General features: G+C 67.4%; 17 protein-coding genes. 1 reads left to right on the top strand and 16 read right to left on the bottom strand.

What is annotated here, in order from left to right:
* Window positions 1-22 precede the first annotated feature (22 nt).
* Both SSPS47_RS24975 and SSPS47_RS24970 read right to left on the bottom strand, forming a co-directional pair.
* The gene (locus SSPS47_RS24975; protein ID WP_023538382.1) at window positions 23-241 is read right to left on the bottom strand and encodes a hypothetical protein; all 219 of its coding nucleotides are present in this window, start codon (window positions 239-241) and stop codon (window positions 23-25) included.
* Between the two features lie 463 nt (window positions 242-704).
* Window positions 705-986, bottom strand: a complete 282-nt coding sequence (locus SSPS47_RS24970; RefSeq protein ID WP_164252952.1) for an acylphosphatase — start codon at window positions 984-986, stop codon at window positions 705-707.
* A gap of 173 nt (window positions 987-1,159) precedes the next feature.
* Between SSPS47_RS24970 and SSPS47_RS24965 the strand changes: the two genes are divergently transcribed.
* A complete protein-coding gene (locus tag SSPS47_RS24965; protein WP_164252951.1) occupies window positions 1,160-2,086 on the top strand; it encodes a CAP domain-containing protein in 927 nt (308 codons plus the stop codon).
* Window positions 2,087-2,106: 20 nt separating this feature from the next.
* Here SSPS47_RS24965 and SSPS47_RS24960 read toward each other — a convergent pair whose 3' ends face one another.
* The 14 genes from SSPS47_RS24960 to SSPS47_RS24895 form a co-directional block, all read right to left on the bottom strand.
* Entirely contained in the window at window positions 2,107-3,345 is a 1,239-nt protein-coding gene (locus SSPS47_RS24960) for a site-specific integrase (RefSeq protein WP_164252950.1), read from the bottom strand.
* Complete coding sequence (locus SSPS47_RS24955) at window positions 3,345-3,539, bottom strand: helix-turn-helix domain-containing protein (protein ID WP_164252949.1); 195 nt, start codon at window positions 3,537-3,539, stop codon at window positions 3,345-3,347. Before SSPS47_RS24955 ends, SSPS47_RS24960 begins: the two co-directional genes overlap by 1 nt.
* The gene (gene repSA, locus SSPS47_RS24950; protein WP_164254958.1) at window positions 3,536-4,930 is read right to left on the bottom strand and encodes a replication initiator protein RepSA; all 1,395 of its coding nucleotides are present in this window, start codon (window positions 4,928-4,930) and stop codon (window positions 3,536-3,538) included. The genes SSPS47_RS24955 and repSA overlap by 4 nt, the downstream gene beginning before the upstream one ends.
* 26 nt (window positions 4,931-4,956) lie before the next feature.
* Window positions 4,957-5,169, bottom strand: a complete 213-nt coding sequence (locus tag SSPS47_RS24945) for a hypothetical protein (protein ID WP_164252948.1) — start codon at window positions 5,167-5,169, stop codon at window positions 4,957-4,959.
* Window positions 5,166-5,618, bottom strand: coding sequence for a hypothetical protein (locus SSPS47_RS24940; RefSeq protein WP_239065043.1), 453 nt, complete (start codon window positions 5,616-5,618; stop codon window positions 5,166-5,168). Before SSPS47_RS24940 ends, SSPS47_RS24945 begins: the two co-directional genes overlap by 4 nt.
* Window positions 5,619-5,828: 210 nt before the next feature.
* Window positions 5,829-6,599, bottom strand: coding sequence for a GntR family transcriptional regulator (locus tag SSPS47_RS24935; RefSeq protein ID WP_164252947.1), 771 nt, complete (start codon window positions 6,597-6,599; stop codon window positions 5,829-5,831).
* Between the two features lie 55 nt (window positions 6,600-6,654).
* Window positions 6,655-7,074 carry a TIGR03668 family PPOX class F420-dependent oxidoreductase gene (locus SSPS47_RS24930; protein ID WP_164252946.1) on the bottom strand — a complete coding sequence of 140 codons (420 nt, stop codon included), beginning with the start codon at window positions 7,072-7,074 and terminating at the stop codon, window positions 6,655-6,657.
* 543 nt (window positions 7,075-7,617) lie between these two features.
* Window positions 7,618-8,346 (bottom strand): hypothetical protein, encoded by a 729-nt coding sequence (locus SSPS47_RS24925; protein ID WP_164252945.1) that lies wholly within the window; start codon window positions 8,344-8,346, stop codon window positions 7,618-7,620.
* Window positions 8,347-8,399: 53 nt separating this feature from the next.
* The gene (locus tag SSPS47_RS24920) at window positions 8,400-8,612 is read right to left on the bottom strand and encodes a hypothetical protein (protein WP_164252944.1); all 213 of its coding nucleotides are present in this window, start codon (window positions 8,610-8,612) and stop codon (window positions 8,400-8,402) included.
* Window positions 8,613-9,257: 645 nt separating this feature from the next.
* Window positions 9,258-10,118 (bottom strand): bifunctional DNA-formamidopyrimidine glycosylase/DNA-(apurinic or apyrimidinic site) lyase, encoded by an 861-nt coding sequence (mutM, locus tag SSPS47_RS24915; protein ID WP_164252943.1) that lies wholly within the window; start codon window positions 10,116-10,118, stop codon window positions 9,258-9,260.
* A 172-nt stretch (window positions 10,119-10,290) separates the two neighbouring features.
* Window positions 10,291-11,166 (bottom strand): ribonuclease III, encoded by an 876-nt coding sequence (gene rnc / locus SSPS47_RS24910; protein WP_147878287.1) that lies wholly within the window; start codon window positions 11,164-11,166, stop codon window positions 10,291-10,293.
* 19 nt (window positions 11,167-11,185) lie between these two features.
* A complete protein-coding gene (gene rpmF / locus SSPS47_RS24905; RefSeq protein ID WP_003965982.1) occupies window positions 11,186-11,359 on the bottom strand; it encodes a 50S ribosomal protein L32 in 174 nt (57 codons plus the stop codon).
* Between the two features lie 2 nt (window positions 11,360-11,361).
* The gene (locus SSPS47_RS24900; protein ID WP_147878288.1) at window positions 11,362-11,970 is read right to left on the bottom strand and encodes a DUF177 domain-containing protein; all 609 of its coding nucleotides are present in this window, start codon (window positions 11,968-11,970) and stop codon (window positions 11,362-11,364) included.
* A gap of 196 nt (window positions 11,971-12,166) precedes the next feature.
* Window positions 12,167-13,381: a cell division initiation protein gene (locus SSPS47_RS24895; protein WP_164252942.1), complete on the bottom strand. Its 1,215-nt coding sequence runs from the start codon at window positions 13,379-13,381 to the stop codon at window positions 12,167-12,169.
* Between the last annotated feature and the right edge of the window lie 64 nt (window positions 13,382-13,445).

Raw genomic sequence — 13,445 nt, 5'->3', positions numbered from 1 at the left:
CTGGCCCCGGCGAGGGCTGCTGTCAGGTGAGCGCTGGTTCCGCCTGGGGTACATCGAGGTCGATGCCGTCGAACGGCGAATCGCCATGGTGCTGTGCGGCGGCAGCGCTCAACGCGTCATTCTCGGACTGGATCCGTACAAGCTCGGATTCGAGGTCCTGGACGCGCTGCTGAAGCCGTCGCATCTCGGCGAGGAGTCGCGGGTCAGAACCGCCGACGTAACCGAGAAGCGCCTTTGCCATGATGGATGGGCCTCCACACTGAGTGACCGACCGAAGCGGTGTGGGTCGTGAGGGATTTCCGCACCCGCACTGCCTGGCAGAGGTTCCGCACTGTGATTCTTACTGCCAAACAGCCAAGGTGCGCGGGGCTTCCAGAGTCTCACCAAAAAGTTTGACGGTCAACACGATCACAGCCCGTCATCGCCGGGCGGCCCAGGGGCGTGCGTCCGCGTGCGGTGCGGCGGCGCCTCTCCTGCGGCCCCGGGGGGCGTGGAGATCATCGTTAACGCGGCAGCTTGGCATGAGAATCCGTTTCTTGGCAACCATCAGCCAATTCCTGCCGGGAGCACTTGCCTGAGGCATACGGGCAGGCCGGGCGCCGCCTTGGTCGGGCGCGGCTCGGCAAACCACGGCCCGTTCAAGATCGAACAGGAATGATCGGGATCGTTCGGGCCGCTTCGGGACACCGCGCGGTAGGTCGCGGTCACCGGATGGCGAAGGTCTCGTATCCACCGCGCGGTGTGCCCCAAATCTCAGTGACTCCGTCAACACGACCGGGCGTGTCGTCGGAACGAAGCCACTCGAGCAAACGGTGGCAATTCTCACGTGGGCCCTCTGCGACGATCTGCACCCGACCGTCGTCCAGATTCAGGGCGAAGCCCCTCAGACTCCCGATCTCCAGAGCGTTTGCCCTGGTGAACCAGCGGAAGCCAACTCCCTGTACGCGACCGCGTACCCAAGCGGTGATCCGCACGTCTTCGTTCATAGGTGCAAGCTAATGGGCCAATACCTCCGTGAGCACATCGCCCCCACCCCGCTTGGCGTACAGTCCCGTCGAAATGAGCCTCACTCGAATGGGTGAAGCGCATTGACGTCATGAGCGGTGCGAGAGCAATCACGCGAGCACCTGGGGCACATCGATCGAGGAAGGCACAGCAGATGGGACGCCATAGTCGCTCGGCCGGCGCACCCGCCGCTGAGGACCACGCGGCCGGTGCGGCAGGTCGGCACCGGGGGCGGGGCCGAGGCCGGAAGAGGGGAATCGGCGGCCCCGTACGCACCGGGCTGCTCGGCGCCTCCGCCGCGATGGCCATGGGAGCCGTAGCCGTGGCATCCGGGCTGCTGCCCGGCGGGGAGCAGTACACCGTCGGCGGCGGCAATCTCCCGGGCGAGCAGGTCCGCACCGCGGGCGCGCCCGAGCTCCAGCAGCAGGGCGGCTCGACGGCCGAGCCCACCGACGAGGCGGCGGCGTCGCCGAGCCGTAACGACGACCGGCCGAGCACGCCGCCGAAATCCGAGCCGTCGACGCCGGACAAGCCTTCCGCGTCCCCGAGCGCGTCGAAACCGGCGAAGACGCCGGAGAGCGATCCCACGCGGAGCCGGAGCCAGGAGACGAGCGACAGCCCGTCCACCAGCGCGCCCGCGCCCGCGAAGACCACCGACCGGGCCACGCCGCCGCCGCAGACGCCCCGTCCCCCCGTCTCAGCGCCGTCCACCGCCGAGGCGGAGGTCCTCGCGCTGGTCAACGAGGAGCGGGCGAAGGCCGGCTGTCAGCCGCTGCGCGCAGACAAGGCCCTGAGCGGCCTCGCCGAGGCGTTCAGCAAGGACATGGCGGACCGCGGCTTCTTCGACCACACCGACCCGGACGGCGACACCCCCTGGGACCGCGCCGACCAGGCGGGGATCACGAATCTGGGCGGCGAGAACATCGCCCGGGGCCAGGCCGACGCCCAAGCGGTGATGGCCTCCTGGATGGCGAGTGAGGGCCACCGCGAGAACATCCTGAACTGCGACTACAAGACCATCGGCATCGGCACGCACCTCGCCGGCGGCGGCCCGTGGTGGACACAGGACTTCGGCTTCTGAGGTAGCCGCAGGTCAGGGGCTTATGAGCCCTCCTGGGCCGTCTCCGGGCCGTCAGCCGCAGTACCTTCCTGCTTGAACACGTGATCTACAGCGGCTTTGGTGCGCGTTTCGCTCGCTGGCATCAGGTGCGTGTACGTGCGCAGCGTGAAACCGGGATCATGGTGGCCCAGGTACTCGCTCAGTGCCTTGATGCTCTCCCCCGCATCGAGCAGTACGGACGCGTAGAAGTGCCGAAGCGCGTGTGTGCCGTTGTCCCGATGCGGGGGCACGCCAGCGGCACGCAGAGCGGGCTTCCATACCCGGTGGTTGAAGCGGTTCCGATTGAGCGACAGTCCCTCACGACTGGAGAAGATCAGCGTTGCAGTCACAGGCGGACCGGTCAGGGTCTTCCACGGCAGCGTGATCTCTTTCGCCGGGTACCGCGTGAGCTGGCCAGCAAGCGCAAAGGCAACGGACTCCGGTAGCGGCACGTCCCGCTCTTTGCCGCCTTTCGGGGGCGCAAAGACAGGGCGGTTGTGCAGGAGCTTCACCTGCCGCTGCACGTGCACCACGCCGCCGAGGAAGTCCACATCCTCAACCGCCAGGCCGAACACCTCCCCTTGGCGAAGACCGCATCCGGCAGCAAGCTCAACCAACGCGCGGTACCGGTCGGGGAGAGCCGTTCGCATGGCCATCACGCGATCGGCCGGCCACGGTCGAACCTTGCGAGGGTCGAGGCGAGGAGCCTTCACCGACCGTGCGCTACATGGATTCATGCGGATGATGCGGTCTTCTACCGCAGCAGAGAACACCGTCGAGACGTGCGCGAAGATCCCACGCCGGTACGCAGGCGAGAGCCCAGCATCTTCCAACGTCCGCATCCACAGCCGAAGATGAGTCGGGCTGAACGACGCCAACGGGCGCTTACCCAGATGCGGGATCGCATGCAGTCGCAACCGCATCTCGACAGACTCACGAGTTGCAGGGTCCGTCACCTGAGTAGCCATCCACTTCACGGCGTACTGCCCGAACGTCACCTTCCCGGCTTCCGGATCGATGTAGTCGCCCCGCGACATGTCCGCCTCGATGTTCGAGAGCCAGGTCTCTGCCTTGCGCTTCTGCTTGTCGGGGAAGGACTGGCTCTTCTCGGTGCCGTCCGGTGCGATGTAGCGGGCTCGGTAGCGCAGGCCCGTTCCATAGCGGTCGGTCTTGACCTTGACGGGCTTGCCGTTGGGTCCCGTCTCGACCTTGTACCAGCGGTCTTGGACGTGTCCGGCCATCAGGCAGCCTCTTCCATGAGGGTGGCGACCCAGGCGCGTACGTCTTCGGGGTCGTAGCGGAGGTGTCGGCCGACGCGGAAGCCACGCGGTCCGGTGTGCTTTCGGCGCCACTGGTAGACGGTCTCCAGCGGGACGCCGAGGAGATCAGCCAGGTCGACCGGGGTCAGGTAGCGGTCGGGCAGGGGCCGCTTCATGCCCACTCCCCCTCGTCGTCTTGCAGGTCGGCCAGCACTTCGCGGGCGGTGTCGCGGCCCTGTCGGATGTCGCGGTGGATGTTGGCGGCGAGCCAGGACTCTCCGGGGGTGTGTCCGTGTCCGGCGTAGGTCCAGTGGGCCAGGACCAACATGGAGCCCTCCGGGTTGTCGTCGGGGTCGGGCAGGCCGCGTGTCTGGCGTTCCTGGCGGGCGCGGTAGTCGGCCCGCACCTGGCGCAGGGCGCCGAGGGTGGTGGAGTAGCGGCGGGACTTGGTGGAGAAGTGGCCCCGGAAGCCGAGCATGTGAGCCCACTGCCAGAGCTTCCGCTCCGGGTACGCCTCGTCCAGGCGGTAGCAGGCTTCGATCAACTTCCTTGCGTGCGTGGGGAGTTGGGTCAGCTTGTCGAGTTCGGAGAGTTCCCCGATCCGGCGGTCCACCGTTCCCGTTGTTTCCGCGGCTTTGGTGGCGTACTTGGCGACGTACGCGGCTACCGCTTCCTCGGTCAGCTCTTGTCCGTCGTCGGTGCCGATCGGGCGCACGTCGACCTGGGCACCCCAGCGCAGTTCGCGGGCGGGCTGCGAATCGGCCGGCGGGACCGGGACGGAGACGCGGGCAGCCGCGGAACGGATGGCGTCGGTCAGCAGCTCGACGCTGGCCCACGGCGGCGGGACGTCGTCCGGGCCTTCGGGACCGTCGAGGCGCACGATGGCGTGGAAGTGGACCGCACCGCGCTTCTGAAACTCCGCGACCTTCCCGAACGACACCCGTGCCTGTTCCTTCAACGCGGTCTGTGTGAGGCCCGCGCGGTGGGCGATCTCGCGTCGGAGGTAGATGGTGAAGCGGCGCCACAGGTCCCCGGCATGGTTGTTCCACAACACCGCCCCCGCGTAGTCGTACGTGCCCGGGTTCAGCGCAGTGCCCAGCTCCGGAGCATCGTCCCCATGGGAACTCCCGCACCGGCACCGGCCGTTGGCGGGTTGGTTATGGACCGGGCCGAACGACGGAGCCGTGAGCGTCGCGAACACCTTCGGATGCGCCCGCACCGTGACGGGGGTGCCCTTACGCGGGTCGCCGGTGAGTCCGGCGCGGATCAGGTGGAAGGTGTCCCCGGCGTACATCCAGGCGCAGGAGGGGCAGCGCGAGGCACGGCGGTTGCCGCACGCCACCCGCAACGATCCGCCGGGCTCGCCCTCGGTCGAGTAGGAGTAGAGGAGCTGGCCGGTGCGGGCATCACGGGTGGTGGTCATGCCCTGCAACCGGATCGGATCAGCACAGCCACCGGTCCGGCGCACTTGCTCCTGCCACCGGTCGAAGCCGGGCTCGTTCGCCACACGGAGAAGGTCGGCGAGGGTCAGGGGGTCAAGCCCGACCGAGGCAGCCACGGGGGCCACCTCAGCCGGGGCGACAGGGAGGAGGCTCACGCGTAGTCCTCCCTCGGGTAGCCGTGCCCGAGGGGCGGGTAGAGGCCCCGGAGCTTGGCGTCGTCCTCCGCGAACAGCGCGTCATCCACCACGGTGTAAAAGGCCGTGTACGGGCGGATGTCGTGGCGGTCCAGCCATACGGTGATCCGCTCCGAGCGCTCCTCGTCGGCCGCTTCGTGCGCGTGTAGAGGGTCGGGGAAGTACGTCACACGCCCACCTCGTCGATGTCGTCGCCGTAGGCGCGGTAGACCTGGTGGGAGCCGTCTCCGACCCATCCCGACTGCGGGATGTCGGCGGACAGCCAATGGGTGAGGGTGGCCGCGATCTCCTCGGCCCTCTTGAAGCGCGTGGTGTCGGGGAAGCTGAGGTTGTGTCGGATGGTCTGTTCGGCCGTGGCCTGGTTGGCCAGCCACAGGAGCCGGTAGTGGCGAGCGTCCTGAGCAAGGCGGCAGACGTCCATGTAGCTGAGCCGGGCGACGCCCTCCGTAATCCAGTCGATCACCGTCGCGATGTCGGCGTTGGACCACCGGTACCCGGTCGGCATGCCGGAGGCGTACAGCGCAACCGCGCGTTCCAGGTTCGTCAGACGCTGAACCGCGATCACCGGAGCGACGGACTCAGCAGACGCGACGTGCGGAGCAACAAGCGTTGCAGGCATGATGGAAGCTCCCCTTGTGGGCGAAGGGGGCGGCGGACTGCTTGGCGGTAGAGCGTCGCCCCCAGGTGGAGAGCGAGAGAGTTGCGATCCCCCCGCTCGCAGCAGCTTGTATATCCAAGCCGCCCCATCAAGGTAGGTGGGCCAACTTGGATATGCAAGTGGATGCTCAAAAAAAGAGGACCCAAAGGCCCTCTGGTTTCTGACGATCAGTCAGGGAACGTCGATCACGTACCGGAAGCCGTGACGGTCACAGGGGATGCGAGAGTCGAGCACTTCCACGACTTGGCCAGCAGTGACGTGCGCAGCCCTGAAGACCCGAGCCAAGGGAACGCCGGGCGGGATCTTCAACGCCTCGGTCTCCGCCGGGGTGGGCATGCGAATGTCCAGCTCTTCCACGAACCGGGTGATCCGCTGCTTCACAGGCCCGTCAGGGTCCTCGATCAATCGACTCACACCACCACGGATCCGGCGAGGATCCTCCAGCGCCGTCCCGCTGAACAGCTCGGCGGGGTAGTAACCATCAACCAACTGCATAGGCTCTTCGTTCACGAAGAAGGCCCGGCGACGAACAATCACCGCAGCTTCCTCGGCGATCCCAAGTCGCGAAGCGATTTCGGCCGGCGCCGGGACCGTTTCCACCGAGAGGATGCGCTGCTCAGGACGTAGACCTTGGGCAGCCGCTTCCGCATTGAAGTTGCTCACTCCGGTTTTCCTGCGCTCCCGGAAGTTGGCTCCGGTCGTCAGCATCTGAACGTTGGGCCGTGGCCGCACGAAGACGCCCCTGCCCTGTTCGCTGACAAGCAGGCCATCGGCCTTGAGAAGTGCGAGCGCCTTGCGCACCGTCACGCGGGTGGTGCTGTACTGATCTTTGAGTTCGTTCTCCGACCGCAGCTTTTCACCGGGCGGCAGTTCGCCGGACAGGATCAAAGCCCGCAGATCATCGGCGATCTTCCGATACGGCGGAAGGCTCGGGATCGACATTCAGGTCACCTCAGCTTGGCTATGCAAGCAAGGTTACGCGGTCCCACTGTCAGCGTCACTCCGAGAAGGCCCAACCGCTCCAGCGATCCACGCGGATGATCACCACAGGACCGACAGGAGGGTTCTCCGAATACTGCTCGTACTTACGTTCCAGCAGTTCAAGGCCCTGAGAGCGCTCGTCGCCATCTTCTTTGATCTCCGCGTGACCATCGGCGCGGGTCCACCAGAGCCGAGCCCAATCGGAGTCGAAGTGATCGACCAGGAGGGCAACCTTCGGATTCTCACGGATGTTCCGCAGTCGCCGTAGGTTCCACGTGCTCTTTGGCTTGTAGTCGATCGCGAAGAAGATTCGATCGTCACTGAGCGTGAACGTTACCGGCACAACGTGGGGGGTTCCATCGGCGCCCGCCGTTGCAAGTCGCGCGACAGGTGCGACCGCGAAGCGGCTGCGAGCCTCAGTGGAGTCGAGCTTCATGAGAGCAACGTACCCACGCCGACGCGGGCCATGGGCCAAGCGCTGTTACGGGTTTCTCTACCTCATCAAGGCACCCGGCTGCGCTCCGCTCCGCCGGGCGCGCTTCCTGGCTCTGGCTGCGCCCGCGCTCCTGCCTTCGGCCCGCTCGGCGCTGCCGCCGCCGACGCGCGCCCGCTGTGTAGGCCCGTGGGGCATGAGACGAGAACCAAGCCCGCGGCTTCAAGACGTGCCTCCGGCGGGGGCGCTCAGACTCCGGGATGGACGGGGCGCCGTTCGCGAGTGCCGGCCGGAGCGTGGCGAGCGTCGAGGGGGCTCCCATCCCGACCACCTTCGACCCAGGCAGAGCCGAGCAGTCGCGGCCCAGGGCGTCAAGGTCGTTCGTACAGTGGCGCGCTCCACCTTGACGCCCTGAACCACGACCGCTCCACGGTGTGTGGGTCGAAGGCGGACGGGATGGGAACCGGGGTGAGTGGTGGGTTGATGGGCGCAAGGAGCGCTCTCAGGCGCATCGACTGGCGCTTAGTAGCGTCTACGGGCTACGAGTCAGCCGCGCAGCCTTGGGACTTCAAGCAGCGTGTAGTAAAAGATCTCACCAGACTCGCCAGGCCTGTGTGGCGCCTCAATCGGCTCCCAGTCATCAGCTAGAGCCTCGGGTACTGCTAGCTGCAAGATGAGGTGATGAACGCCCTCCGGCGCGGAGCCAACGACCCTCAAGCCAAGGTAGAGCTCATCGAAGCTGCCGACGACGGTGTACACAACCGCCTCGACTGCTGTGCCGAAGACCTCGATACGAACGGGCCTCCCAGCACTCCCTCTCGCTTCCTTGACCAGCTGTGGGACACTCTCGCGCGCATCCTGCAGGAGCCGATAGGCCTGCTCAGCCTCCAAGCGAAGTTGATCATCGTCGTGCGGCAGCAGATGCTTGCTGTACGTCCGCTTGCCCGGCTCCAAGTCCTCGCCAGCGCGGTTGAGAGCAGTGCGCTTTCGCGTGCACCTGTCACTCAGCTGACGGTAGAAGTCATCCCGAGCTCCAGCGGTTCGCTGCCCGGCAGCTACGAGCCACCCGAAGGCCTGACCCTGATCTTCCCAGACCGCCCCGCGCCAGCGCGAGCCACCGGGCTTGCACTTCAGCAGCACTACATCATCAATGCTGGCGATCTTCTCCGTAGGCGCCACATCAGCCTGCTGTTGCGCGCGAGAGACAAAAGGATGATCCAACTCGTGCAGTGGAGTCGCTATCGGCGGAAGATCAAGGTCAAGGTCCTCTTGCACGCAACGCAAAGTCGGACGAAGGCGAGGCCTGGTCACGTACTCACAGACTCCGCTCAGGCAGCACCGACGCGACGAAGGTCCTCGATTGACGCCCCTGTTAGCAGAGCGAGGTATGCACCATCACTGCCATCCAGGCGGTCAAAGGAAGCCCTGATGTCTTCGCGCGCACGACGCTCGCCGGCCGTCGGCTCCCCGATACCCTTCGAGAGCTCGACCCGGCGTGCACGGGTACGTTCGCGTACCTGCGGATCCATCAGAGTCGTCATGCGGTAAGAGTACGGGACTAAGCGGCTCAGCGCACCCTCTAGCGCTGCTCACCTCTCCTCGAACAGGCGAGCTTGAAGTAAAGCTAAGGCAAAGAAAACGCACGACAAGCTGTCCATGATGCCCGGCGTGCTACGCTCCGTGATCGAAGATCAGCATAGCGACGGAGCGTAGCACGCCGGGCATCATGGACACTTCTCCCCTTAACGGAGAGTCACTACTTGCCCGAGTTCCAGAAGAGCAGATCGTCGCTCGACTCCGGGCATCCACGAGATTTAAGGGCTAGTTGCAAAGTTAGCAGGTTCAGTCACTTCGCCCTAGACCCAAACGGTCAGTAGCCCCTTCCCAGTCGTCTCGTCAGGCACACACGCGTGCGGGGCTTCGTACCACGGGCCGTCTCAGGGCCGTATGAGGGTGCTCAACGACGACCAATGCTGACAGGTACTAACAGCTAAGCCGCAGCTCGCAGCGTTGATCGACTGCATGGCCGCAGGTCATTGACCCGGCCCGTCACTTCTTCGGCTTCTGAGCCGTCGCCCCGTCCACGACCGCACCCGCCGCACTCCCACCCGCACCACCCAACGAGGCCCGCGACAGCTCCGCGTCGCGGGCCTCGCCCGTGTCACGGCCCCGGGTACGGGGCGGCGTTACGGGGCGACGCGGGGCGGGCGTTGGCAGCGGGGGCAGGAGTAGCTCGACCTGTTCATCCAGGGGCGGCGGCGGATGGGGGTGCCGCAGCGGCGGCACGGTTCGCCCTCGCGGCCGTACGCGTCCAGCGACCGGTCGAAGTAGCCGGACTCGCCGTTCACGTTGACGTAGAGACTGTCGAAGCTGGTGCCGCCGACCGCCAGCGCCGCGTTCATCACGTCGCGTACGTGGCCGAGCAGTTCGACCGAGCGGGGGCGGGGCAGCGAGGCCGTCGGCCGGTCGTAGTGGAGCCTGGCGCGCCACAGCGCCTCGTCCGCGTAGATGTTGCCGACGCCGCTGATGAGGGACTGGTCGAGCAGCGCGCGCTTGACCGTCGTACGGCGCAGCCGCAGCGCCGTGTGGAAGGCGGCGTCGTCGAACGCCGGGTCCAGCGGGTCGCGCGCGATGTGGGCGATGACGTCGGGCAGCCCGTCGGGGGTGTTCTCGTGCAGCGAGAGCCCGCCGAAGGTGCGCTGGTCGACGAAGCGGAGTTCGGTGCCGAGATCGTCGTCGAAGCGGATCCGGATCCGCAGGTGCTTCTCGTCCGGGGCGGATTCGGGCTGCACGAGGAACTGGCCGCTCATACCGAGGTGCCCGAGGACCGAGGCGTCGGTGTCGGCGAGCGGCAGCCAGAGGTACTTGCCGCGGCGTCGGGCGACGCCGAACCGGTGTCCCTTGATGCGGGCGGCGAAGTCCTCGCCGCCGGCGAGGTGGCGCCGTACGGCGCGGGGGTGCAGCACCCGGGTCTCGGCCACCGTCCGTCCCGCGACCCAGCGTTCGAGTCCGCGCCGTACGACTTCGACCTCGGGCAGCTCGGGCACGGTGCTCCTTCGGGGGCGGCGGGCTCAGCGGCTTCGGAGGCCAACTGGGCGAACACGGGGCGGGAGTTGGGGAAAGCAGGGGGGCGGGACAACCGGCGGCGCGGGCACGAGCTGCGCCCCTCGTGCCGTATCGACACAAGGGGCGCACCGGAAGGGAACGGAACAGCAGAGATCAGGACTTGGCCACGTCGGCGGATTCCGAAGTCGCCACCGAAGAGGTGTCGGCGGCCTCTTCAACGTCGACCTCGACCTCGTCCGCGGACTCGGTCCCGGACGTGGTCCGGACTTCGACGGCCGCCTTCGCCGCGGCGGCCCGTTCGTCCGCGTCCGCGCGGATGGACCGCCACGCGGTCTCCGCGGCCTGCTGCTCCGCTTCCTTCTTGCTGCGGCCGGTGCCGGTGCCGTACGAGACACCACCGACGCGGGCGGCAGCGGTGAAGGTCTTCTCGTGATCCGGGCCGGTCTCCGTGACGAGATACTCGGGTACGCCGAGGCTCTCCGCCGCGGTCAGCTCCTGCAGACTGGTCTTCCAGTCCAGACCGGCACCGAGATTGGAGGACTTCTCGATGAGCGGGTCGAAGAGCCGGTGCACCAGCTCGGACGCCGCGTCGAGGCCCTGATCGAGATAGACCGCGCCGATCACCGCTTCAAGGGTGTCGGCGAGGATGGACGCCTTGTCCCGGCCCCCCGTGCCCTCTTCACCGCGGCCGAGCCGGATGAAGGAGCCGAGTTCGAGGCCGCGCCCCACTTGCGCCAGCGCACGCGAATTGACCACCGCGGCCCGCAACTTGGCCAGTTGGCCTTCGGGCAGGTCGGGGTGGATGCGATACAGCGTGTCGGTGACCACCAGTCCGAGCACCGAATCCCCGAGGAATTCGAGCCGTTCGTTGGTGGGCAGACCGCCGTTCTCGTACGCGAACGAGCGATGGGTCAGCGCACGCACCAGAAGGGCGGACTCCAGCTGATAGCCGAGCCGCCCTTCCAGAAGCGTGTGGGACGAGGCTGTGCTGACGTTGTCTGCCTTCTTGGCACTGGACAGTTCAGACATCGAGCCTCTCACCAGCCGCTCAGACCTCGAGGACCTGGCGCTTGTTGTAGGTGCCGCAGCTCGGGCACGCGATGTGCTGGAGCTTCGGCTCCTGGCAACGCTCACACGAAACCAGGGTGGGGACCGCAGCCTTCCACTGCGACCGGCGGTGGCGCGTGTTGCTGCGCGACATCTTCCGCTTCGGAACAGCCACGGCTACTTCTCCTGCTTCTCGTCGGCGCCGTCGTCGGCGCCGCCCATGTTGTCCTTCTCGCCGTCCTTGATGGTTTCGGCGAGTCCTTGCAGTGACGCCCACCGGATGTCGACGGCGTCGTGGTGATGGTCCGGGTTCTCGTCCAGCCTGATTCCGCATTCGGAACACAGGCCGGCGCAGGTCTCCCGGCACACCGGCTGCATCGGCAGTGCGAGCACCACCGCATCACGCAGCACGGGTTCGAGGTCGAACAGTCCGTCCTCGATGTAGAGCCTGTCCTCGTCGTCCTCGGCGTCGTCGGCCGGTTCCGCCTGCTTGCTGCGGCCCCGGTCGTCGGCGTCAGGGTACGAGAACATCTCCTGGAAGTCCGCTGCCACGTCCTGGCGCACCGGCTCCAGACACCTTACGCACTCCCCCTCGGCGGTCGCACGGGCGGTGCCCGTCACGAGCACGCCCTCCATGACCGATTCGAGGCGGATCCTGAGCTCCACCGGTGCGCCTTCCGGCACCCCGATGACTCCGTCGATGCCGAAGTCCTTGGGCGCCGCCGCGGAGCGGGTCAGCCGCTTGAGCGCACCAGGACGGCGACCCAGCTCGTGTGTGTCGAACACGAGGGGGTCGCGGTGGTCGAGGCGGGCGTTCAGGGCTGTTCCAACTTTCGAGTCGTGGAGTGGGCCGCCATGTCGCGTACGAGGCGGGCGGCCGGATCGCGGACATCACGCGACCGAAGAACCAGGATACTTGACCGGCCGCCGTTGGCCCAATCCGGCCGTACACGGGGCGCCCGGCGGCGACACGGCGCGGGGCTCAGCGCCCCTGCTCGTAGCGGCGAAGCTGTTCGAGGTCGATCATGCTGGTGTCGAACAGGCTGGTCTCGTCGAGTGCGCCCTGCGGGTCCTGCGCCTGCTGCTGATGCGGCTGCTGCTGGGGCTGCCCGCCCTGGGCGTCGGGGTGCTGCTGCCAGCCCTGCGTCGCCTGGTCGTAGTTCTGCCCGTAGCCCTGGCTGTAGTTCGGGTCGTAGGCGGCGGGGTCGTAGGCCTGCTGCTGGGACTGCTGGTACGCGTAGGGGTCCTGCTGCTGGTAGGCGTACGCGGCCTGCTGCTGGTAACCGCCGTAGGAGGGATCCGTGTACTGCTGCGCGGCGGCGGGGTCGGCGTACTGCTGCGGGGCCTGTGCCTGTGCCTGTGCCTGTGCCTGTGCCGGGATCTGGGCCGGCCGCTCCGGGACCGGCGGCGGGGACTGCGGCTCCATCGGCCGGTGCGCGGGCGCCCCGGCGCCCTCACGCGGCTGCTCCCCCGACAGCTCGGCGAGACCGGACAGGTAGTCCGCGTCGCTCATGTGCCCCTGCCGCCCCGCCGCGTCCTGTTCCGCCATGTGCAGGCCCAGGTCGTCGGTGGCGACCCGGCCGTGCAGCTTCTGCCGACCGCGGCCGACCGCGTCGAGGGTCTTGGAGAGGACGGCCTCGAAGGCGCCGAGCTTGGCGTCCACGTAGTCGTCCGCGCGGCGGATCAGGGTGTCGGGGTCGGCGCTGTACTCGGGGGCGTCCTCGTCGGCGTACCCCTCCTCGTCCAGGCCGGGGCCGCGGCCGAGCAGCTTCTCGCGACCGCGGTCCACGGAGCCGATGGTCTTGTTGAGCACGACCTCGAAGTTCGCGAGCTTGGAGTCGACGTACTCGTCGGCCTCGGCGCGGATCTCCTCGGCGTCCCTGCGGGCCTCGGCGAGGATGCGGTCCGCCTCTTCCTGGGCGGTGCGGGCGATCACGGTGTCGGAGATCAGCGAGGACCGCTCCGTGTGGGCCGCAGCCACGATCCGCTCCGCCTCCTGGCGGGCCTGCTCGGAGAGCTGCTCGTGGCCGCCGAGGAGCTCCTGGGCCTGGGCGAGCGAGCCGGGCAGGGCCTCCCGCACCTCTTCGAGCAGCGAGAGCAGTTCGCCGCGGTTGACCACGCAGGAGGCCGACATGGGCATGGAACGGGCGTTCCCCACCGCGTCGACGATCTCGTCGAGCTTCTTCTGCACGTCCACCGTGTGCTCGCCACTCTCTACAGCCGGGTTGGAGACGGACGCAACGACTGTACGGCCAGTCGGT

Origin of the sequence: Streptomyces sp. S4.7, from assembly GCF_010384365.1 — a bacterium.
Classification (GTDB): Bacteria; Actinomycetota; Actinomycetes; order Streptomycetales; family Streptomycetaceae; genus Streptomyces.
The sequence above is the reverse complement of the archived record's forward strand: the minus strand, read 5'-3'. Positions and strand labels throughout refer to the sequence as shown.

Coding starts and splice junctions, on each gene's coding strand:
- SSPS47_RS24955 (WP_164252949.1), bottom strand. CDS start 3,539: ATGAAGCGGCCCCTGCCCGACCGCTACCTGACCCCGGTCGACCTGGCT.
- SSPS47_RS24930 (WP_164252946.1), bottom strand. CDS start 7,074: ATGAAGCTCGACTCCACTGAGGCTCGCAGCCGCTTCGCGGTCGCACCT.
- SSPS47_RS24960 (WP_164252950.1), bottom strand. CDS start 3,345: ATGGCCGGACACGTCCAAGACCGCTGGTACAAGGTCGAGACGGGACCC.
- SSPS47_RS24940 (WP_239065043.1), bottom strand. CDS start 5,618: ATGCCTGCAACGCTTGTTGCTCCGCACGTCGCGTCTGCTGAGTCCGTC.
- SSPS47_RS24920 (WP_164252944.1), bottom strand. CDS start 8,612: ATGACGACTCTGATGGATCCGCAGGTACGCGAACGTACCCGTGCACGC.
- SSPS47_RS24935 (WP_164252947.1), bottom strand. CDS start 6,599: ATGTCGATCCCGAGCCTTCCGCCGTATCGGAAGATCGCCGATGATCTG.
- rnc (WP_147878287.1), bottom strand. CDS start 11,166: ATGTCTGAACTGTCCAGTGCCAAGAAGGCAGACAACGTCAGCACAGCC.
- SSPS47_RS24970 (WP_164252952.1), bottom strand. CDS start 986: ATGAACGAAGACGTGCGGATCACCGCTTGGGTACGCGGTCGCGTACAG.
- SSPS47_RS24975 (WP_023538382.1), bottom strand. CDS start 241: ATGGCAAAGGCGCTTCTCGGTTACGTCGGCGGTTCTGACCCGCGACTC.
- SSPS47_RS24965 (WP_164252951.1), top strand. CDS start 1,160: ATGGGACGCCATAGTCGCTCGGCCGGCGCACCCGCCGCTGAGGACCAC.